The sequence below is a fragment of the Streptomyces sp. NPDC001070 genome, assembly GCF_053598835.1.
Map to the genome: position 1 here is coordinate 139,414 of NZ_JBSFLB010000024.1, position 21,169 is coordinate 160,582.

The window sequence follows — 21,169 nt, forward strand, 5'->3', positions numbered from 1 at the left end:
GCCACGGCCGCGATCACACCCTCCACGGACGTCCACGGAGCGGCACTAGGGTGCGGTGTCGTGGACTTCGGTGAGTTGGAACGGCGCTACCGCACCTACGAGGGGTGGATTCCGCCCGCGCTCGTGTCCTTGCTGATCGAGCGCGGTCACTTCGACGAGGTGCGGCTGCAGGCGCGCGAAGGGGACTGGGTCTGCGCGTCGGCGTGGGCGCGGGAACTGGTCGGACAGGGCCGGCACGATGACGCACTGGACGTGCTGGCGCCCTTCGCCGGCGCGGACTGGTGGCGCGCGGTCAGAGCGGTCGTCGACGTCCTGGAGGACGGCGGGCGCGCGGACGAGGCGATCGCCCTGGCCCGCCGGAGCGCCAAGCGCGGGATGCCGTTCCTGTTCGAACACCTGACAAGACTGCTGGCCCGGCACGGCGGTGCCGCCGAGGCCTACGAACTGCTGCGCCCGCACACCAAGGACAGCACTCTCGCCGAGGCGTTCGTCGACGTGAGCGCCGGGCTGGGCCGGGACGACGAGGTGGCCGCGATCCTGGAGGCGCATGCCGAGGCCGTACGGGGACGCGATCCATGGGACGCCGAGCCGTGGAACGCCGTGCACCTGCTGGCCGTGGTGCGTGAGCGGCAGGGGCGGGTCGACGAGGCGGTGGCCCTGCTGCGCGCCTGCGACGTCGTCGTGGTCAACGGCCGCGACCTGGTCGCCGAGCTGCTGGTACGGCACGACCGGCTCGACGACCTGCGGACCTACATCGCCGGGAGCGGCGCGCAGGAGGCGGCCGAATGCCTGGCCGATCTTCTGCAGCGGCGCGGAGACGTGGCGGGCGCCGTGGAGGCGCTGCGGCCGCTCGCCGCCGCGGGCTCCCCGAACTCCGCGTTCGCGCTCGCCCGGTTGCTCACCCGGAACGACAGGGCGGACGAGGCGATCGAGGTGCTGCGCCCCGTGCCGCGGTCGATGGGCGGCGATCCCGAATGGGTCCTCCGCACGCTCCGCACGCTTCTGGCCGACCAAGGCCGCGCCGAGGAGGCGTTCGCGACCATCGACGACCTGGCCGCGCGGACCGGAGGCGCCACGCCGGATCTGTTCGGCGAGCGCATCGGGCTGCTGTCGTACTGCGGCCGCACGGAACAGGCGATCGCGGAGCTGCGTGCCCACCCCGACGCCGGCACCTGGAGCGGTGCATATCTCCTCTCCGAGGTGCTGGCCGGCGCCGGCCGGCTGGACGAGGCCATCGAGGTCCTGCGGCCGCCGGCCGGGGGCGCCATGCACCGGATCCGTCTGGCGGAGTTGCTCATCCGCCGGGGGCGGGTCAAGGAGGCGGTCGCCGTTCTGCACGCGCGGTCAGGGGCCGGTGCCGATGCCCCGGAGCTGCTCCAGGAGACCCCATGACGATCCACGCCCGCCCTGCCGGGGCGGTCGAACTGGCCGACGCCGCCTCGGTGACGGGCGGCCACGCGCTCCTGCGGCACTCCCGCGGCGTCCCCCACGCGCTGCTGCGCCAGGACGGCGGGATCGCTGACGCTGCGTCCGCTGGGCCCGGTCGGCTACGCGCAGCCGGTCCGAGGCGCCCACCCGGTGGCGCTCGGCGACGGCACGTGGCTCACCCTCGACCCGGACGGCACGCCCCTGAACCACTGGGCGGCGCGTCGGTAGCGCGTGTCCCACGTCGTGTCACAGGGCTTCTCTACGGTGCCCGGCGTGCGTGAAGCACTGGATTCCCGGCCCGCTCCACCACTCCTGGGACACCAACGTCGTCTTCTTCCGGGGCATGTCCCTGGACGCGCTGACGCGAGGACTCCTCGCGGCGCGGCGGATGCCCCTCGCGTACGGCAAGGGCCCCGATTGGGGGTTGATGATGCACGACATGTACAGCTGGGAAGCCGGCGGCGACAAGCCCGCCGCCTACGGGCCGTTGTGCGCGGACGGCGGCGAACTCGTCGTCTTCGTCACCGAGCCGTGCAGCGTCAAGGCCCACCGCCCCGACTTCCTGTACTACCGCGACGGACGCCTGATCACGTGCTTCGGCTTCGAGGCTCTGTGCCACCGGGGCGGCGAGGAGCCGGACCTGCTGCTGCCCGCCCTCACGGCGGCGAACGTGGTCGGGCCGCAGGCGGAGCTCGGCGAAGACGACGACGAGGAACGGATCGTGCGGGCGATCACGGCATTCTTCTCGCTGCCCGAACCCGACATGCCCGAACCCGACATGTCCTGAGGCGGGGTACCGACCCGGCCCCGCCGTGTTCCGCCTGGTCAGCGGCCGTACCATGTGCGCCGTACACAGAGATACGCATCCCGGCGGTGAACCCATGCAGCGCGACGTCCCCGACCCCGCGGCACCGGCCACGCCGTTCACCGAACTGCTGGGCCTGGAGCGGCTGGAGGAGAACCTCTACCGGGGCGTCTGCCACGCCGGAGTGCCGCTGCGGGCGTTCGGCGGACAGGTCGCGGCGCAGTCGCTCATCGCGGCGGGCTCGACCCTGCCCGCCCCGGATCTGCTCGTCCACTCCCTGCACGGCTACTTCATCCGCGCCGGCCGCACGGACCGGCCGATCGTCTACGAGGTCGACCGGACCCGGGACGGGAGCTCCTTCGCCACCCGGCGGGTGGTCGCGATCCAGAACGGCGACGTGATCTTCAGCCTCTCCGCCTCCTTCCACCGCGAGGAGGACAGCCCCGAGCACCAGGCGGACGCGCCCGACGCACCGGGCCCCGAGGGGCTGCCCGAACTCTGGGAGTACGCCCGGGCGCGACGGGGCCCCTCCGTCTTCGAGGCCGTGCTGGAGTCGCGCTGCGTGGCGGACCCGGAGAAGGGCCTGCCCAGCGTCGGCCAGGGGCCGCGCCAGCAACTGTGGGTGCGCACCCGTGACTCCCTGCCGGGAGGGCCGCTGCTGCACGCCTGCGCCCTGACGTACTTCTCCGACATCCGGCTGCTGGCGACGGCCGGCCTGCCCTACGCGGACCACCCCGGTGAGCGGCAGGCCGCGTCGCTGGACCACGCCGTGTGGTTCCACCGCCCGTTCCGCGCCGACGAATGGCTGCTCTTCGCCATGGAGAGCCCCAGCTACGCGTCGTCCCGCGGCCTGGCCCGCGGTCAGTTCTTCACCAGGGACGGCCGCCTCGTCGCCTCCGTCGTCCAGGAGGGCCTGTACCGTCGCCGCCCGCCCCGCTGAACGTCCGCCCTCACCAGGAGGAACGACCTCATGCCCGAGATGACCGACACCGCGACCGCCGACGCCTGGGACGCGCTCGGCGGCTCCCCGGAACCGGCGGAGTGCGTGGCGTACCGGGAGGTGGCGGGAGTCCTGCCCGCCCGGTTGCCGGTGCGCCTGCTGGCACGGGCCACGGTCGGGGTCTGCTCCCTCGCCGCCGCCGAGCTGCTGGCGCTCCGCACCGGTGGGTCGCCGCCCCCGGTGCGGGTGGACGAAGGGGCGGTTGCCACCGCCTTCGTGAGCGAGCGGCATCTGCGGATCGACGGCCGCGCGGTCACCTCCTTCGCCCCGCTGTCCGGCTTCTGGCGCACCGCGGACGGGTGGGTGCGCACCCACGCCAACTACCCGCACCACCGGGCCCGGTTGCTGGCCGCCCTGGGCCTCGCCGACGCCGGCGGTGACGACGTCCTGGCGGGGCGGATGGCGGACGAGCTGGCGGCGCGACCGGCGGCGGAGGTCGAGAGGACCGTGTACGCGGCGGGCGGGCTGGCCGTCGCCGTACGGGCCCCGAGCCCGGAACCACGGCCGCTCGTGGAGTTCGCGCGGACCGACGACGCCGAGGCGCGCGCGCTGACGCCCGCCGAACTGCCCGCGGCGGGCGTCCGGGTGCTGGATCTGACCCGGGTCATCGCCGGACCCGTCGCCTCGCGCACGCTTGCGCTGCTCGGCGCGGACGTGCTGCGCGTCGACGGTCCGCGACTGCGGGAGGACGAGGAGGCCCACGCGGACACCGGTTTCGGCAAGCGGTCGGCACGGCTGGACCTCGCCGAGCCGGCGGACCGTAGGGTCTTCGAGGAGCTGCTCGCCGCCGCTGACGTGGTGATCACCGGCTACCGCCCGGGCGCGCTGGACCGCTTCGGCCTGTCGCCGCAGGCACTGTCGCAGCGGCGCCCGGGCCTGGTCGTCGCCCAGCTCCGCGCATGGGGCTGGTCCGGTCCCCGGGCGGAGTGGCGCGGGTTCGACAGCCTGGTGCAGGCGGGAAGCGGCATCGCGTCGATCGAGGCCGGGCCGGACGGCCGCCCGGGGGTCCTGCCCGCCCAGGCCCTCGACCACGGCACCGGCTATCTGCTGGCCGCCGCCGTCATGCGCGCCCTGACCGACGGCCGCCGCCACGGCGGCGGGCGGCTGCTGCGGCTGTCGCTCGCGGGCACGGCGTCCTGGCTGATGCACGGGATCCGCCCCGGTGCCGCCGGACCCGGCGGTGGCGAGGCCTACGACGCCGGGCAGTGGCTCGCCGAGACGGACTCCCCCTACGGCCGCCTGGTGCATGCGCGACCGCCCCTCGGATACCGCGGAGCTCCCGCGGACTGGACCCGCCCGCCGGGCCGCTGGGGCACCGACCCGGCGGTCTGGCGGTAGCCGCGTCCAGGGCCGCAAGGGCGTCTGCGCCGTCGACAACGCTTCCCCGGCCGGGCTGATCAAGGGGAGGGGCTGCATGGAGAACGACGCGGGAAGATCGTGCCCGGAGCGCGGGCACGGGCTGACGGTGGACGACCGGTTCGTCGTCTGGTGCGCGGCCTGCGACCGGAACGTGGGAATGACGACGACAGCGGCCCGCCCGGTCGGCGTGCGATGGCGACCGGGCGGGCTCCGCTCCCCAGGCTGCCCGGTCCGTGATCGCCGCGCAGGCCGACGGCCGTCGCGGTTGCGCCGGACGGGGCCGGGACGGCGGCGGAGCGTCGACCGCGGGCCCGTCACAGCCGGTGACGGCCCGGTCGGGCGGCCGACCGGGCCGTATGTCCGCGCGCGGTGTCACGGACGGCAGGGGAATCCCGTTCCGAGGAGCGCGGACCAGTCGGCGTCCAGGAACTGCTCCTGCCACTTGTCGATCTCCTTCTCGGATATCCGGTACTTCCGGGCGACCTCCTTGCCTTCGACGTCCCCGGTGAGCACCGCCATCACGATCTGCATCCTGTCCACCATCGACAGGTCGTCCTTCGCCTTGTCCGGCAGATCACCGATCCGCAGGCACCCCGGCTGCCCGGGTTGGCCCGGCTGGCCCGGCTGCCCGGGTGCGCCGCCCGCGCCGCCCCTGCCGCCCCGGCCGCAGTGGGCATGCCGCTCGTGGAGATCACCGGCGGCCGCGGAAGGGCGGGCGCCCTCCGGTGCGCTCTGCGGCGTCTGCGCGGCGCACGCCGTGCCCGTGGCGAATGCGGTCGCCGCGAGGGCCAGAATCAAAGGACGCTTCAACAAACGGCTCGACATGATTTGTTCTCCGTTCCATCGAGCAAGAGAAAAGGGTGGGGGCCCGTGAAGGCCCCCACCCCGGGACGGTCAGATGCCGAATCCCCCGGCCCCACCGGCTCCACCGGGCCCAGCGGGCCCGAAGATGCTGGAGCCACCGCCACCGGCGTTGCCGCCGTTGCCGCCGTTGCCGAAGAAGCTGTTGCCGCCTCCGCCGCCGTTGCCGCCGGCGCCACCGGGACCGAATACGCTGCCGCCACCGAATCCGCCGCCACCGCCGCTTCCGGCGTTGCCGAAGATGCTGCCGCCACCGGTGCCGCCGGCGCCGCCCCTGCCGCCGCTGCCGAAGACGCTGTCGCCGCCGCCACCGCCGCCACCGCCGCCGCCACCGGGGCCGAAGACGCTGCCGCCACCGGCACCACCGGCGCCGCCCCCACCGCCGTTGCCGAAGACGCTGCCGCCACCGGAACCACCGGAACCACCGGCACCACCGGGGCCGAAGACGCTGCTGCCGCCGGCCCCTCCGGCGCCGCCCTTTCCGCCGTCGGTGACCACGCTGGCCGTCGCCCTGGCGGTCTCCGGCGTCGCCGCCGAGGCCGGCAGCGCCACTACGCCGGTGATCACAGCAGCCGACGCGAACAGCGCCGCGAAACGAAAACCACGCCGCCGGGGACGAACCTCATCCTGGGTGTGAATGTTGCGGGTCATGGACTTTCTCCTTATGAGTCGAAAGGGGCGACCGGGGTGCCCCAGATGTATTCCGGTGTCGAAAGAGGGAATTTCCTCGGCGAGGAATCTCCGTCCTTCCCGCTGCCTCATTTCCTGCTCGGTGAGGCCCGCATCTCCAGTAGGCCCGAGTCGGCCGGGCCGGTCACGTTCCGAGGATTCGGGGCTTGACCGGCCGGAAGGAGTCGGGTAAAAGCCGCATAAGCCCCTGGTGGCACCGCTCGTCCCCGGCGGAACGGGACCCTTCCCGTACCGCCCGGCAGCCGAACCGCACCCCGCACTCCCCGCAGCCCGGAGGACGGGTGGTCCATGCTCAAGTGGCCTTCCGCGCGCAGCCGTCGGCGATGTCCGGAGCCCCCGCCGGCACGGCGCGCCGCGGACCGGCGGAATAGGCTCGCCGGCCCCGCGGGTTGCACGACGTGCCGGGGAGCGTGCATGAACTCCGCCGGCAGGCGAGGAGGGAATCAGCCTGTGAGCCGCGCTGAACTGGCCCGGTTCCTGCGCAGCCGCCGCGAGGCGCTGCAGCCGGAGGACGTGGGGCTGCCGCGCACCCGCCGCCGGCGCACCGGCGGACTGCGCCGCGAGGAGGTCGCCGTCCTCAGCAACATGTCGACCGACTACTACAGCCGGATCGAGCAGCAGCGCGGCCCCCGGCCCTCCGAGCGGATGCTCGCGGCGATCGCCGACGGTCTGCGGCTCTCACCGGACGAGCGCGACCACCTCCTGCGGCTCGCCGGCCACCCCGCCCCGCGACGCGGCGGACCGGCCGACGAGGTCAACCCCGGGATCCTTCGGATCCTCGGCCGCCTGGAGAACACACCCGCGCAGATCGTCAACCACCTGGGCGAGACCCTCGCGCAGAACCGCCCGGCGCGGCTGCTCGTCGGCGACCAGACCCGGTACACGGGCCTCGCGCGCTCACTGGCGTACCGCTGGTTCACCGACCCCGCGACCCGGCGGCCCCTCCCCGCGGAGGACCACGCCGGGCACAGCCGCACACTCACCGCGCAGCTCCTGGCGGCCCACACGAGCGGAGGCGGCGACGCCCGGGTCGCCGCCGTGGTCGACGCGCTGCTGGACACCAGCGCCGAGTTCTCCGGGTTGTGGGCCGAGCGGCCCGTGCTCGGGCCGTACTGCCCGCCCAAACGCATCGACCATCCCCGGGTCGGCACTCTCGAAGTGCGGGGGCAGAGCCTGCTCGACCTCGACCAGTCCCAGATCCTCACCGTCTTCATCGCGGAACCCGGCAGCGAGAGCGACACCAGGCTCCGGCAAGTCCTGCTGACGGACGAGCGGTTCATCTGACGGCGGGGGCCCGGCCGGCACGCCCCGAGTGTGGCCCGCGTCACGGGACCGACTGTCCCTGGTTACCACGTTCCGGCGTTGCTTCCCTGGGACCCATGAACGACAACACCCACCCCGCTTTCCCCGCCCCCGCCCACTGGATCGACGGCCGCCCGGTCCTCTCCGCGGGCCCCGTGCTCCAGGTGGTCAACCCCGCCACGGGAGCGGTCGTCGCGACCGTCCCGCAGGGCACACCCGAGGACGTCGACCGGGCGGTCGAGGCGGCCGCCGCGGCCTTCCCCGGCTGGGCCGCCACCACGCCGGGGGAGCGGATCGCCGTCGTACGCCGCGTGATCGCGGGCATGGCGGAGCGCACGGAGGAGATCGCGCGCGCCATCAGCCTCGAGATGGGCGCCCCGATCGCGTTCGCCAGGACGGCCCAGGCGGGCTTCCCCGTCCTCGCGGCCACCGCCGCGGTGGAGGCCGCGGAGAGCTTCCCGTGGACGGAGCGCATCGCGAACTCGCTGGTGGTCCGCGAACCCATCGGCGTCGTCGGCGCGATCACCCCCTGGAACTTCCCCCTCCAGCAGGTGGTGACGAAGGTCGTGCCCGCACTGCTGGCGGGCAACACCATGGTCCTCAAGCCCTCCGAGGCCGCGCCGCTGACGGCGCGCATCCTCGCGGAGATCGCCGCCGCGGCCGGGATGCCGGACGGCGTGCTCAACGTCGTCCACGGCACCGGGCCCGTGGTGGGGGAGGCCATCGCCGCGCATCCCGACATCGCGATGGTGTCCTTCACCGGGTCCACGGCCGCGGGCAAACGCGTCTCGGCCGTCGCCTCGGGGACGGTTAAGCGCGTGGCGCTGGAGCTCGGCGGCAAGGCCGCCCACGTCATTCTCCCCGACGCCGATCTGCCCGCGGCCGTGACCCGCGGCCTCGCGTACGCCTGGGGCAACGCCGGTCAGGCCTGCGGCGCCTGGACGCGCATGCTGGTTCCGGCGGAACTGCAGGACCGGGTCGTCGCGCTGCTGCGCGAGGCGGCCGGCGAGTACGCGGTCGGCGACCCGGCGGACGAGGGCACGCGGATGGGCCCCCTGGCCTCGGAGGTCCAGCGACGACGGGTGACCTCCTACATCGACAGGGGCATCGCCGACGGCGCCACCCTCGTGGTCGGCGGACCGGGCCGGCCGGAGGGCTTCGAGACCGGCGCCTACGTCCGGCCGACCGTCTTCGCCGACGTCGACCCGGCGTCCGTCATCGCCCAGGAGGAGATCTTCGGCCCGGTGCTGACGGTGATCCCGTACACCGGCGACGACCACGCCGTCGAGATCGCCAACGGCACGGTCTACGGCCTCAACGGCGCGGTCGCTGGCGAGACGGAGCACGCCATGGCCATCGCCCGCCGCCTGCGGGCCGGTCAGGTCGATGTCAACGGGGGACGGCTCAACTTCTTGGCTCCGTTCGGCGGTTACAAGCAGTCAGGAAACGGCCGCGAGATGGGGCGGGCCGGGCTGGAGGAGTTCCTGGAGACGAAGGCCATCACCAGCTGAGCCGCCCCGCCGGTCGCCCGCCGCCCGGCGGGCGACCGTGCGACGGACCCGTACGCCGCGCCGGTCTACCGGAACCGACCGCCGCGGGACCGAGGCGGTCAGTTCCGGCTGACCGCGGAGACCGGGGCGATCGACCTGCCGATCAACAACGCGGGCGCCATGACCGCGCGCCGACCGACTGCCCGCCCCGCCGGATGCTGCCGGTGCGTCAATTGATCTTCCCATGCGATGAGTTGGCGTGCCCCGACGCGTATGGCGGATCGCGCGGACGGGCGGGAATACCGCAGCGGCCGGGCCGGTTGGCGGCTCTAATATTCAATGCGCATGCACATACCTGCGGCGCTCCGGCGCTCCCGTACCCCCCTCAGGAGCTTTTGTGACCCTCACCGCTTCCGAATCCGCCTCCCGCGCGGCCCGGATCCTGTCCCGCCCCCTCACGCTGAACGGCACGACCGTTCCGAACCGGATCGTGATGGCGCCGATGACGCGCCAGTTCTCCCCGGGCGGCATCCCTGGTGAGGACGTGGCGTCGTACTACTCCCGCCGCGCCGCCGCGGGGGTGGGCCTGATCGTCACCGAGGGCACCTACGTCGGTCACCCCTCCGCCGGGCAGAGCGACCGCGTCCCGCGCTTCCACGGCGAGGAGCAGCTGGCGGGCTGGGCGAAGGTCGCCGAGGCCGTGCACGCGGCGGGCGGCACGATCGTGCCGCAGCTGTGGCACATCGGCATGGCCCGCAGGGAGGGCCAGCCGCCGTACCCGGACGCCCCCGCCGTCGGTCCCTCGGGGCTGCGCCTCGACGACGCCGTCGGCCCCGGCAGGGCGATGACCCCGCAGGACCTGGACGACGTCGTCGGCGCCTTCGCCCGGGCCGCCGCGGACGCCGAACGGATCGGCTTCGACGGAGTGGAACTGCACGGCGCCCACGGTTACCTGATCGACCAGTTCCTCTGGGCGGGCACCAACCACCGCACGGACGCCTACGGCGGCGACCCGGTGGCCCGCACCAGGTTCGCCGCGGAGGTCGTGGCCGCCGTCCGCCGGGCGGTCTCCCCGTCCTTCCCGGTGATCTTCCGCTACTCGCAGTGGAAGCTGAACGCGTACGACGCACGGCTCGCCGGGACGCCCGAGGAGCTCGAGGCGATCCTGACCCCGCTCGCGGCGGCCGGAGTGGACGCCTTCCACGCCTCCACGCGCCGCTACTGGCTCCCGGAGTTCGACGGCTCGGACCTGAACCTCGCGGGCTGGACGAAGAAGCTCACCGGCAAGCCCGTCATCACCGTCGGATCCGTCGGCCTCGACGGCGAGTTCATCAAGGTCCTGGAGAACGAGGGCGCGCGCGGCGCGAGGGTCGGCGCCGACCTCGCCCGCGTCGAGAGCATCGACAACCTCCTCGACCGCCTGGAGCGCGACGAGTTCGACCTGGTCGCCGTCGGCCGCGCGCTGCTCCAGGACCCCGAGTGGGCGGCGAAGGTGCTCGGCGGCCGGTTCGACGAGTTGGCCCCGTACGAGGCGGCGGCCCTCAGGACGCTCAGCTGAGGCACGCCCGTGTGCCACCGGGCGGCCCGAGCGTCGACGCGACCCGTCGCGAGGGCCAGGGCCGCGAAGGGGTCATCGCGCCGTGGGGTCTCCACCTCACGGCGCGAGGGGGGCCGCCGGCCTCGCCGCCCCGACACCGGCCGCCTCGCCCTCCCGGGTGAGGTGAACGGTCCCCTCACCCCCAGGAACAACGGGGCACTGCCGCCTGCGCCGGACGCCGCGCACAGTGGAGGACGTCCAGGGCCGACCTGGTCCGTCATCCACATCACGTCAACGCGCGACAGGTGCGACGCATGAGCCCCACCCCGGATGTGCCCGCCGGCGACCTGAGGCTCGCGGACGACCTCGGCATCAGCCGCATGGGCTACGGCGCCGTGCAACTGGCCGGCCCCGGGGTCTTCGGCCCGCCCGGGACGCGACCAGTCCCTCGCGGTGCTCCGTGAGGCGGTCGAGCCGGGCGTCACCCACATCGACACCAGCGACTTCTACGGCCCCGCCGTCGTCGACGAACTGATCAAGGAGGCCCTGCACCCCTACCCGGCCGGTCTCCGCATCGCCGCCAAGGTCGGCGCCCGGCGCGGCCAGGACGGCAGCTGGATCCCGTCCCCGGAGCCCGCGGACCTCAGGGTGCAGGTCCGAGAGAACCTGCGGCGCCTCGGCCTGGACGCCCTCGACGTGGTCCCTCTGCGTCCCGGCTCGGTGGAGGGCGCCAGCGACGACTCCCTGGCCGCGGAGTTCGGCACCCTGGCCGGGCTGCGAGCAGGGACTGATCCGCCACCTCGGGCTCAGCGGTGTCTCCGACGCCCAGCTCACCGAGGCGCGGACCATCGCCACCGTCGTGGCGGTGCAGAACCTGTGGTACCCCCGGGCGGCGCCGACCAACCGGGGTCACCCGCCCGCACCGCGACTGATCTGCGCTTGGTGTTCCCGCTGCGGCCGTCCGGCCCTCGGACGGGAACGAGGCGCGCGCGGAGGGCGCAGTAGCATGCGAGGCGCGGCCCCGCCGAACGCACAGCCCCCGATCCGGAGATACCGATACGCACATGGTGACCATCGCCTATCAGGGAGAACCCGGGTCCAACTCCGCCTCCGCCGCGTCGCGGCTGTATCCCGGCAGCCGGGAACTGCCCTGCACGACCTTCGAGCAGGCCCTGGAGGCGGTCGCGCTGGACACCGCGGATCTGGCGGTGATCCCCGTGGACAACTCCGCCGCCGGACGCGTCGCGGACGTCCACCACCTGCTGCCGGAGGCGGGCCTGTCGATCATCGCGGAGTACTTCCTGCCCATCCGCTTCGACCTGATGGGCGTGCCCGGTGCCTCCCTGGACGACGTCGAGTGCGTCCGCAGCCATGTGCACGCCCTGGGCCAGTGCCGGAAGGTCGTCCGTGAGGGCGGCTGGCAGACGCTGGTGAGCGACGACACCGCGGGCGCCGCCCGCGAGGTGGCGGAGCTCGGCGACCTCCGGCACGCGGCGCTCGCCCCGCCCGGCGCGGCGTCCCTGTACGGGCTGCAGGTGCTGCGCGGCGGCGTCGAGGACACCCCCGACAACACCACCCGTTTCGTCGTCCTGTCCCGGGACGCCGAGCTCCCGCCGGACGCGGGCACGCCGATGATGACCAGCCTGTTCTTCTCCGTACGGAACATCCCGAGCGCGCTCTACAAGGCGCTGGGCGGGTTCTCCAGCAACGCGGTGAACCTCACCAAGATCGAGAGCTACCAGGCCGGCGCCGGGCTGAAGGCCAGCCGCTTCTACATCGAGGTCGAGGGACACCCCGACGAGGGCAGCGTGGCGCTGGCCCTGGAGGAGCTGCGCTTCTTCTCCTCCGAGGTGCGGATCATGGGTGTGTACCCGGCGCACCCGCACCGCTTCCTGGACCACGGCTGACGCCGGAGGCCCCCCCACCCGTGCCGCGCCGCTTTCACCCCGACGGCCCACCTCCGTGACCCGGTCGGCGGACGCGGCCGGGCCTGTCGCCGCGGAGCCGTGAAGACTCACGTGCCGTAAGCCTCGAGGAAAGCGAGAACGGCATGGCGGCAACTCTGGTTCCCGGCTCCCGGCGTCGCATACGCCGAGCCCACGTCACTGCTGCCGGGTGCGCCCTGGCCCTGTGCGCCGCCCCGGCAGTCCCGGCTGCCGCGGACGGGGGCACTACCGGGACGAAACCCACGGTGGTCCTGATCCACGGGGCGTTCGCGGACGCCTCCAGCTGGAACGGGGTCATCGAACGCCTCGAGCGCCGTGGCTACACGGTCATGGCCCCGGCCAACCCGCTGCGCGGCCTGTACAGCGACTCCACCTACATCTCCTCCGTGCTGGACAGCATCAAGGGCCCCATCGTGCTGGCCGGCCACTCCTACGGCGGAGCCGTGATCAGCTCCGCGGCGGCCGGTCACCCCCAGGTGAAGTCGCTGGTGTACATCTCCGCGCTGATGCCCGACGTCGGCGAGAGCGGCATGTCCCTGGCCGCCCGGTTCCCCAGCGCCCTGGCCGGTGCCACCGACGCGGTGCCGTACCGGGCGGGCGGCGGCGTCAGCGGCACCGATCTGTACCTCAAGCGCGACAAGGTGCACCCGGTCTTCGCCGCGTGCCTGCCGAAGAGCCAGGCGAACCTGCTGGGGGTCACCCAGCGGCCCGCGGCCACCACCGCATTCTCGGAGACGGCCAAGGTCGCGGCCTGGAAGACCATCCCGTCCTGGGCTCTCGTCGGCCGCCAGGACATGACCATCAACCCCGAGCAGGAGCGCTTCGAGGCGAAGCGCGCCCACTCCCACACCGTGGAGATCGACTCCTGCCACGTGTCCCTGATCGCGCACCCCGACGCCGTCGCCGACCTGATCCTCCAGGCCGCCACCGCCGCCGGGTCCGGCCGCGCGACGCTGGCGGACACCGGTACCGGGGAGCGCCGGCCCGACATCACCGGCCTCGGCGGCATCGCCGGAGCCTCGCTGATCGCGGGTGCGGGAGCCGTCCTCGGCGCGCGCCGCCTGCGCCGCCGCTCGAACTGAGCCCGGCCCGCGCCCGGCCCCGCCCGCCGTCAGTGCCCGTGGCCGGTGCCCCCGCCGTCCTCCGCGTGCGCGTCGGCCGGTCCGGCCGTGACCGTGAAGGCGGCGGTGCGGACCCTGCCCTCGTGCTTGAAGTCGAGGAAGAGACGGTACGAGCCCTCGCTCGGTGCCGTGGCGGTGAAGGAGACGTCCGGCCCGGGCGCGGTGGCGCCGTCGCCGGGCGCGCTGTCGGGGTGGACGTGGAGATACGCCAGGTCGCCGGAGCGGAGGGCGACCAGGTGACCGCAGGCGCCGAGGTACGGCTGCAGGTCGGTGACCTCGCGGCCGCCCTTGGCCACCTTGAGCCGGAGCTCCTCCGGCGAGCCGGGCCGCAGTCCGCCGTGGAGGGTCACGGTGTAGCCGTCCACGGTCGCCGTCCGTGAGGGCTCGGCGGGGCGGCCCGGCCGGTACTCGCCGGCCACGGAGAGGTCCGCGCCGAGCGTGAGGTTCCCGCTGTCCTCTCCCGCGGGGGTGAAGTCGGCGAAGACCCGGTAGTCGCCGGCCTCGGGGAGGGTGACGGAGGTGCTCCACGTGCCGTCGGCCGCCCGGGCCGGATGCAGATGGCGGAACGTGGTCAGGTCGCGTGAGGCGAGGATCAGGTGCAGTTCCTTCTCGTGCGCGCGCCGGTACGGGGGATTTTCGTACTAGGCGGGGGTGAGGGCCTGCTCGGTCCAGATCGTCTTCCCGCGCGGGTGGTGGCGCGTGCCCCACTGGTGGGCGAGCTGGGCGACGAGGAGCAGACCGCGGCCGCCTTCGTCGTACGTCCGGGCGCGACGGAGGTGGGGGGTGGTGTTGCTGGTGTCGGTGACCTCGGTGATGAGGGCCGTGTTGTTGTGGATCAGGCGCAGCTGGATGGGGGGCTTGCCGTAGCGGATGGCGTTCGTGACGAGCTCGCTGACGAGGAGTTCGGTGGTGAACGAGGCGTCCTCCAGGCCCCACGACGTGAGCTGGGTGGTGGCGTGGTGGCGGGCCCGGGCGACGGTCGCGGGATCGTTCGGCAGCTGCCACGTGGCGATGTGGTCCGGCGGGAGCGTACGGGTGCGGGCGACCAGGAGGGCGATGTCGTCGGTCGGGCGGTGGGTGATGAGCGTGGTGAGCACCCGGTCGCAGACGGTGTCGAGCGACTGAGCCGGGTGCGCGAGGGCCGTGAACATCTTGTCCAGGGACTGGTCGATGTCGTGGTGGTGCGGATCCAGGAGCCCGTTGGTGTAGAGGGCGAGGACCGTGCCCTCGGGGAGGTTCGTGGTCATGGTCTCGAAGGGCAGTCCGCCCAGGCCGAGAGGGGGGCCGGCGGGGACGTCCAGGAAGTGGACGGCGTGGTCGGGCGTCACGACGGCGGGCGGAGGGTGTCCGGCGCGGGCGAGGCTGCACTGGCGGGTGGTGGGGTCGTACACGGCGTACAGGCACGTGGTGCCGATGCCGCCCGCGGTGTCCGTGTCCTGGCCGTCCTCGTCGTCCGCGCAGAGGTGGATGACGAGGTCGTCGAGATGGGTCAGGAGTTCGTCCGGGGGGAGGTCGACGTCGGCCAGCGTGCGCACCGCGGTGCGCAACCGGCCCATGGTGGCCGAGGCGCGGATGCCGTGCCCGACGACATCACCGACGACGAGCGCGACCCGGGTGCCGGACAGGGGGATCACGTCGAACCAGTCGCCGCCGACCCCGGCGTGGGTGGTGGCGGGGAGGTAGCGGGTGGCGATGTCCAGGGCGGCCTGCTGGGGGAGGGTGTGCGGGAGCAGGCTGCGCTGGAGGGCCATGGTGGTGGTGCGCTCGCGTGCGTAGCGGCGGGCGTTGTGGATCGCCGTGGCGGCGCGATGGGCGAGCTTCTCGCTCAGGGCGAGGTCGTCGGCGGTGAAGGGGACCGGGTTGCGGTGGCGGCTGAAGACGGCGAGGCCGAGGGTGTTGCCGCCGGCCGTGAGGGGGATGGCGATGACGGAATGGGTGCCCGCTTCACGGATCCAGGCGGCGCGGGGGTCCTGGGCGGCCCAGCGGGCGAGGGTGGCGTCGGTGATGTCGTAGAGCGCGGCCTTCCCGGTCTCCAGGGTCTGCGCGGGGGGTGAGCCAGGGGGGTAGGTCGCGGTGTCGCCGAGGGCGATGAGCGCTTCGGGGGTGCCGGGCAGGATGGAGGTGGCGGCGGTCCTGGTCACGGTGACCGGTCCCCCCGCCGCCTGGGCCGCGGGGGAGGAGTCGATCAGGTCGACGGCGGCGAAGTCGGCGAGCTCGGGGACCGCGATGTCGGTGAGCTCCTGGGCGGTGCGCGTGGTGTCCAGCGTCGTGCCGATGCGGGTGGCGGCGTCGTGGAGGAGCTGCGTGCGGCGCTGGACCTGCGGGTCCTCGGCGGCCGGGTGGGTGGTCAGCACCACCCCGCGCACGCCGCCGGTGGCGTCCGCGAGAGGGGTGAGCGTCGCCTGCAGGTCCCGGTCGGTGTCGGCGCGCTTCCAGGTCCCGGTCTCGCCGGCGGCCCGGCCGGTGCCGTGGGGTCCGGTGTCCGGGGTGCCGCTGTGCCCGACCGGGGTGTCGGCCGCCCCGGGAGGCTTCACGGCGGTGGCGGGGGAGCCGTTGGCGGTGAAGGGGGCCGGTACGTGCTGCGGGCGGCCGCTCTTCATGACGTTCCGCATGTGGGTCTCGGTCTGCCGGGCGGTGTCACCGGGAGCGAGGTCGGGCAGCCGGAGGCCGCGCATCTGGGCCTCGCCGAGGCCCAGGGTGTCCTCGAAGGCCGCGTTGGCACGTGTCAGGCGCAGGCCGCTGTCGAAGACCGCCTGGGGGCAGGGGGACTGGGCGAACGCCCAGGCGCGGACGGCGTCGTGCGGCGGTGGATCGCCGGCGGACGCCGGGACGGCCGCGACCACGAGCCAGCCGCCGTTGCCGCGGGCGTCGCCGCCGTCTGCGCCGTCGTGGCCGGCCCCCGTGGCGTCGGCGGAACGGTGGTGGGCGAGGAGGCGCAGGTGGAGCGTGTGCCCGTCCCGGTGCCGGAGCGCGAGCGTACCGGCCCAGCGCCGCGTCGTGGGGGAGGGCGTGTCGGGCGGCGGCTCGGCGAGAAGCAGTGTGGCCGGATGCCCGATGATCTCGGCGGGCGTGTGGCCGAGCAGATGATGGGCCTGAGCGCTCCAACCGGTGACGATCCCGTGATCGTCGAGCGTGGCGGTGGCGGTGTAGGCGGTGGCGCCGTCGGTGCCGCGGGGGTCCGGCTGGTCACCGGCGGCGGTGGGAAGTGGCTCCATGGCTGTCATCACGCCCTCGCTAGGTTCTTTCCCCCGCTGGGGCGGAGGAACCGAGTTCGGCCAGGGCATCCACTGACCAGCATCATCCCTGTGACGGGCGAGCACCAACGCAAGGCGCCGCTGTGCCGGCAGGGGCGCCGCCTCCGGGGCGGGACAGGGGCACTGAGCAGCGGAGGTAAAAGAATCATCAGAAAGTGTGGAACGGTGTGGAACCGGACATACCTCGCCCGACGTGAAGAAGGGCAACCAAGGCGATCCGGCAATGGTTCCCTGCTTTCGAGGGCGTGGGCAGGGGCGGCCGGACCGAACCGACGCGATCCGATCCGCCGGAGGAAGTCCCCATGAACCACGCCCCCGAGCCGCACGCCGAGACCCCAGACGCCGCCCGGGCCCTCGCCCCGCGGGAGCGGGAGACCCTGCGGCACATCGCCGCCGGGCAGACGTATCTGCAGACGGCCCGCCACATGGGACTGTCGAAGCACACGGTCGACGCCTACCTGCGCCGTATCCGCGCCAAGCTGGGCATCACCAGCACCGCCGAGCTGACCCGGCTCGCCGTGTCCCTGGGGCTGTGACTCCCGGGCCGCCGCCGGGGACGCCCCGGCGTGAGAGCATCGCGGGCATGTTCCTGGAGACCTCCCGGCTGCGTGTGCGCCGTTTCCGTCCGGACGACGCGCCGGCGCTGGCCGCCTACCGTTCCGACCCGGCCGTGGCTCGCTATCAGAGCTGGAGCGAACCGGTGCCGCCGGAGGCCGCCGAGGAACTGGTGGCGGAATTCGCCGCCGGAGATCCGGCCGACCCGGGCTGGTTCCAGTACGCGGTGGAGCTCGCCGCCACCGGTGAGCTGATCGGTGACATCGGGGTGTGCCTGCACGACAACCGGATGCAGGCCGATCTCGGCTTCACCGTCGCGCGCGAGCACCAGGGCCGCGGTTACGCCACCGAGGCCGTCGGTGCGCTGCTGGAGCGGCTGTTCACCGTGGGCGGGCTGCACCGCGTCTCCGCCGAGTGCGATGCCCGCAACGGCGCCTCGGCCCGGCTGCTGGAGCGCGTGGGGTTCCGGGCGGAGGGCCGCCGCCCGGCCCACACCTGGATCAAGGGCGAGTGGACCGACGACCTGCTGTTCGGCCTGCTCGCCGCCGACTGGAGGCGGCGGCACCCCGACGCCGGACGGGGCGGGGAATGACCGCGTCCGGTTGACGGTTGCATCAGGCGCGGGAGACCTGCGGTGGGACTCCACGGCGGCCGGAGAGCGGTCCGGCCCCCACGGAGCCCCGCGGAGCAGGAGAACGGCCCCGCTCCGATCCGGCGCCGGCCTGGCCCCCCTTCCCGGCCGGCGCCGATCGTGTCACCGCGGACCGGTGGCATGTTGGCGTCAAGGACGCCGCCGGGTGACACGGCCGGCCGCAGCGCTCCGCGGTCCTGCCGACGCCGCGTCATGCCGTCCTGTCCCGTGACGACTTGAGTGCTCCGAGTGCGCCCCGACGGCTCGGCGGAGCCCGGGTGGATCAGTCCGGCTCGCCGGAACGCGCCGGCGGGTGTGTGATGTGGTCAGCGGGCTCGGGGCCCCGGAGTGGCCCCCGGCGATCGGCCCCGAGCCGCTCCTGTCCTGTGTCCGTACTCCGGTCGGCGGTGGTGGGGGGGACGCGATGGCCGCAGGCGCGGCGGCGGGTCAGCGAGCAGCCCCCGGCGCCGTGACCGAAGGCGCGCCGGCTGAGGACAGCGGAGCCGCGGCGAAGGCGTAGGTGAAGCGGCGGCACCGGATCACCACGGCGTGGAAGCGGTCGAGCCGGAGGTCGCCGGGGATGCCGTAGGTCTGGTTGCCCAGGTTGCCCCTGAGGGCCCCGAGATCGGCGAGGTCGTGCCCGAAGTCGTCGTTGGGCGCGCGGGGACCGGCGGCGGTCAGCCGGACGCGCAGGTCCGGGCCGTTCTCCACCCGCAGGTCCTCCAGCCGCAGGACGCGCGAACCGTCCGGAAGGCGCAGCACACGGGCGGTTCCGGAGCCCGGGTGACCACGGCTGATCGGTTATCCGGCGGACAGGACGGCGACGCTCCCGCCGGGACCCGGACGTTCCGTCGCCGTCCCCGCGTCGGTGGGCGGCGGGTCGTCGACCGTCTCGTTGATGAAGAGCTTGTGCGGCTGGAAGTAGACCGGCGCGAAGGCGCCCAGTGCCACCACGACGACGCACGCGGCGATCGACGGCCGCAGGTGCCGCCGCAGAAAGGCGAAGAACCGGGCCATGGGGCCACCTCCCAGACGAAGCCGAAGCCGCAGCCGTCGCCGTTCCCGTTCACCGTGACGCACGCCGGCGCCGCCGGTCACGCGGCGACGGGCTGCCGGGCCTCGCTGATCGCCCAGGCGGCGTTGACCAGGCCGATGTGGCTGAACGCCTGCGGGAAGTTGCCCAGCAGCTCGCCGGTGGCCGGGTCGACCTCCTCCGCGAGGAGCCCCACGTCGTTCACGTAGCCGGCGGCGCGGGCGAAGACGTCACTGGCGCGTTCGGCCTGGCCCGCCAGGGCCATCGCCTGGGCCAGCCAGAAGGTGCACAGCAGGAAGGTGCCCTCCTCGCCGGCGAGCCCGTCGACGCCGCCCTCGGTGCGGTACCGGTACACCAATCCCGCGTCGTCGGTGAGCTTCCGCTCGGTGGCGTCGATGGTGGCCAGCATCCGCGGATCGCGGGCGGGAAGGAACCCGACGATCGGCATCATCAGGTTCGAGGCGTCGAGGGCGGTGGAGCCGAAGAACTGGGTGAAGGCGTTTGCCTCGTCGCTCCAGCCCTCGCGCAGCACGGTCTCATGGATCGTGTCGCGGGTCCGCCGCCATCCGGCGACCTTGTCCCGGTCCGCACCGAGGCGTTCGGCGAGCAGCACGGCTCGGTCCAGCGCCGTCCAGCACATCACCTTGGAGTACAGGAAGTGGCGGGGCTCGCCGCGGACCTCCCAGATGCCCTGGTCCTTCTCGGTCCACCGCTCCGCCGCGGCGTCGGCGCAGGCGATGAGGAAGCGCCGGGTGTCGTCGTCGATCCTGTCCAGCTGGTCTTCGAGCCGGTAGGCGGCGTCGAGGAGCTCGCCGTAGACGTCGATCTGCTGCTGGGACCACGCGCCGTTGCCGACCCGCACGGGCCGGCTGTCCCGCCAGCCGCGCAGATGGGGGAGCGTGCGTTCGGTCAGGTCGTGCTCGCCGCCGACGCCGAACATGATCTGCAGCGTTCTGTCCTTGCTCAGCGACGGCGCGGCGGTCGCCAGGAAGGCGAAGAAGTCGTGGGCCTCGTCGGGGCAGGCCGCGACCCACAGTGCCTCCATGGTGAGGCAGGCGTCCCTGACCCATGTGTAGCGGTAGTCCCAGTTGCGCTCGCCGCCCACGCCCTCGGGCAGCGAGGTGGTCGCGGCGGCGACGATGGCACCGCTGGGCTGGAACGACAGCGCCTGCAGCACCCGGCCGCTGTGGTGCACCAGGTCCCGCCAGGGGCCGTCGTAGGCCTGGTGCAGGTCCGACCACGACTGCCACGCCGCGATGGTGGAGTCCAGACGGGCGGCCAGCTCCTCCTGCGGCCAGACACGGGCCGGGGTCTCCTCCAGGGTGGAACGGTGCAGGCCGAAGCAGACGGACTCGCCGGCCCGCAGGGTCAGCGAGCCACGGGCCGTGGCGTCGGTGAAGGTCATGCGGTCCGGGGTGCTGAGGACCAGCCACTCGGCGCCACCCCGCGACGTGACCCCGCCCGTCGTCTCGGAGAGGATCGGCGCGATGAGTCCGTACTCCGGGCGCGGACGGTACTCCGTCTCGACCGGCACCTCTCCCTCGGTGCAGGTGAGCCTGCGGGCCAGCAGACGAGGCGCGCCCGCACCGAGGCGGTGTCCGTTGTTGTCGGCGCCGACGAGCAGGGCATCGGTGAGCGTGACCGTCCCCGATGCGGTGCGGAAGGTGGTCTCCAGCACCATGGAGCGATCCACATAGCGGCGCGAGGCCTCGTACGGGACCGACGGGCGGACCGACCAGTGACCGGCCTGCCCGTCCAGCAGCCGCGCGAAGACCGATGGGCTGTCGAACCGGGGGAAGCACAGCCAGTCGACCGAGCCGTCCCTGCTGACCAGCGCGGCGGAATGGCGGTCGGAGATCAGTGCGTAGTCGGCGATCGCGATCGAACTCATGGCTGCTCCCACGAAGGGTGGCGGACACCGTGCAGTCCCTCCCGCACCCACTGACGTTACGCGGACCCGGCGATTCCGGAGAATCGGGCGGCCGGGGCGGGGCGGGGTCGGGTGTTTGATTCGCCGCTTGGTGGGTGTGGGGGGATGCTGGTGTATATGAGTACGCGCTTCTCGGCGGATTCTGTGCCTCGGACCGACCTGCCCGGGTGGTCGCCGATGCTGGCGGTGGCCGGCCCGTTGCCGGGGCCGGGGGTGGAGGCGGAGTA

At 73.6% G+C, this 21,169-nt stretch carries 19 protein-coding genes and 1 pseudogene; 13 read left to right on the forward strand and 7 right to left on the reverse strand.

Annotation, left to right across the window (positions count from 1 at the left end; genetic code table 11):
* Positions 1–60: 60 nt before the first annotated feature.
* The 4 genes from ACWDAS_RS27525 to ACWDAS_RS27540 all read left to right on the forward strand — a co-directional run bounded on the left by ACWDAS_RS27525 (position 61) and on the right by ACWDAS_RS27540 (position 4,571).
* Positions 61–1,392: a tetratricopeptide repeat protein gene (locus ACWDAS_RS27525; RefSeq protein WP_450396030.1), complete on the forward strand. Its 1,332-nt coding sequence runs from the start codon at positions 61–63 to the stop codon at positions 1,390–1,392.
* Positions 1,393–1,705: 313 nt separating this feature from the next.
* Positions 1,706–2,215, forward strand: a complete 510-nt coding sequence (locus tag ACWDAS_RS27530) for a DUF6461 domain-containing protein (RefSeq protein ID WP_450396033.1) — start codon at positions 1,706–1,708, stop codon at positions 2,213–2,215.
* Positions 2,216–2,309: 94 nt separating this feature from the next.
* Positions 2,310–3,173 (forward strand): acyl-CoA thioesterase, encoded by an 864-nt coding sequence (locus ACWDAS_RS27535; RefSeq protein WP_450396035.1) that lies wholly within the window; start codon positions 2,310–2,312, stop codon positions 3,171–3,173.
* Between the two features lie 30 nt (positions 3,174–3,203).
* On the forward strand, positions 3,204–4,571 hold the full coding sequence (locus ACWDAS_RS27540) for a CoA transferase (protein WP_450396038.1): 1,368 nt from the start codon (positions 3,204–3,206) through the stop codon (positions 4,569–4,571).
* Between the two features lie 393 nt (positions 4,572–4,964).
* Here ACWDAS_RS27540 and ACWDAS_RS27545 read toward each other — a convergent pair whose 3' ends face one another.
* Entirely contained in the window at positions 4,965–5,417 is a 453-nt protein-coding gene (locus tag ACWDAS_RS27545) for a DUF1153 domain-containing protein (RefSeq protein ID WP_450396041.1), read from the reverse strand.
* A 69-nt stretch (positions 5,418–5,486) separates the two neighbouring features.
* A complete protein-coding gene (locus tag ACWDAS_RS27550) occupies positions 5,487–6,104 on the reverse strand; it encodes a hypothetical protein (protein WP_450396045.1) in 618 nt (205 codons plus the stop codon).
* A 489-nt stretch (positions 6,105–6,593) separates the two neighbouring features.
* Between ACWDAS_RS27550 and ACWDAS_RS27555 the strand changes: the two genes are divergently transcribed.
* The 7 genes from ACWDAS_RS27555 (at position 6,594) to ACWDAS_RS27585 (ending at position 13,500) form a co-directional block, all read left to right on the forward strand.
* A complete protein-coding gene (locus tag ACWDAS_RS27555) occupies positions 6,594–7,427 on the forward strand; it encodes a helix-turn-helix transcriptional regulator (RefSeq protein ID WP_450396048.1) in 834 nt (277 codons plus the stop codon).
* A 95-nt stretch (positions 7,428–7,522) separates the two neighbouring features.
* Positions 7,523–8,956 carry an aldehyde dehydrogenase family protein gene (locus ACWDAS_RS27560; protein WP_450396050.1) on the forward strand — a complete coding sequence of 478 codons (1,434 nt, stop codon included), beginning with the start codon at positions 7,523–7,525 and terminating at the stop codon, positions 8,954–8,956.
* Positions 8,957–9,332: 376 nt separating this feature from the next.
* On the forward strand, positions 9,333–10,493 hold the full coding sequence (locus ACWDAS_RS27565) for an NADH:flavin oxidoreductase (protein WP_450396052.1): 1,161 nt from the start codon (positions 9,333–9,335) through the stop codon (positions 10,491–10,493).
* A gap of 293 nt (positions 10,494–10,786) precedes the next feature.
* Complete coding sequence (locus ACWDAS_RS27570; protein WP_450396054.1) at positions 10,787–10,936, forward strand: hypothetical protein; 150 nt, start codon at positions 10,787–10,789, stop codon at positions 10,934–10,936.
* A complete protein-coding gene (locus ACWDAS_RS27575; protein WP_450396055.1) occupies positions 10,926–11,477 on the forward strand; it encodes an aldo/keto reductase in 552 nt (183 codons plus the stop codon). The genes ACWDAS_RS27570 and ACWDAS_RS27575 overlap by 11 nt, the downstream gene beginning before the upstream one ends.
* A gap of 59 nt (positions 11,478–11,536) precedes the next feature.
* Positions 11,537–12,379 carry a prephenate dehydratase gene (locus tag ACWDAS_RS27580; RefSeq protein WP_450396057.1) on the forward strand — a complete coding sequence of 281 codons (843 nt, stop codon included), beginning with the start codon at positions 11,537–11,539 and terminating at the stop codon, positions 12,377–12,379.
* Between the two features lie 143 nt (positions 12,380–12,522).
* The gene (locus ACWDAS_RS27585; RefSeq protein ID WP_450396060.1) at positions 12,523–13,500 is read left to right on the forward strand and encodes an alpha/beta fold hydrolase; all 978 of its coding nucleotides are present in this window, start codon (positions 12,523–12,525) and stop codon (positions 13,498–13,500) included.
* A gap of 29 nt (positions 13,501–13,529) precedes the next feature.
* Here ACWDAS_RS27585 and ACWDAS_RS27590 read toward each other — a convergent pair.
* Positions 13,530–14,165, reverse strand: a pseudogene (locus tag ACWDAS_RS27590) (hypothetical protein); the annotation flags it as partial.
* Between the two features lie 15 nt (positions 14,166–14,180).
* A complete protein-coding gene (locus ACWDAS_RS27595) occupies positions 14,181–16,754 on the reverse strand; it encodes a SpoIIE family protein phosphatase (RefSeq protein WP_450396062.1) in 2,574 nt (857 codons plus the stop codon).
* 341 nt (positions 16,755–17,095) lie between these two features.
* On the opposite strand from ACWDAS_RS27595, the gene ACWDAS_RS27600 reads away from it, so the two are divergent.
* A complete protein-coding gene (locus tag ACWDAS_RS27600) occupies positions 17,096–17,329 on the forward strand; it encodes a response regulator transcription factor (protein WP_450396065.1) in 234 nt (77 codons plus the stop codon).
* Between the two features lie 47 nt (positions 17,330–17,376).
* The gene (locus ACWDAS_RS27605) at positions 17,377–17,940 is read left to right on the forward strand and encodes a GNAT family N-acetyltransferase (protein WP_450396068.1); all 564 of its coding nucleotides are present in this window, start codon (positions 17,377–17,379) and stop codon (positions 17,938–17,940) included.
* 486 nt (positions 17,941–18,426) lie between these two features.
* On the opposite strand, the gene ACWDAS_RS27610 is transcribed toward ACWDAS_RS27605, so the two are convergent.
* The 3 genes from ACWDAS_RS27610 to ACWDAS_RS27620 form a co-directional block, all read right to left on the reverse strand.
* Entirely contained in the window at positions 18,427–18,777 is a 351-nt protein-coding gene (locus ACWDAS_RS27610) for a DM13 domain-containing protein (protein ID WP_450396083.1), read from the reverse strand.
* Positions 18,778–18,780: 3 nt separating this feature from the next.
* Entirely contained in the window at positions 18,781–18,996 is a 216-nt protein-coding gene (locus ACWDAS_RS27615; RefSeq protein WP_450396071.1) for a hypothetical protein, read from the reverse strand.
* 77 nt (positions 18,997–19,073) lie between these two features.
* Positions 19,074–20,903: a glycoside hydrolase family 15 protein gene (locus ACWDAS_RS27620; protein ID WP_450396073.1), complete on the reverse strand. Its 1,830-nt coding sequence runs from the start codon at positions 20,901–20,903 to the stop codon at positions 19,074–19,076.
* Positions 20,904–21,169: the final 266 nt, after the last annotated feature.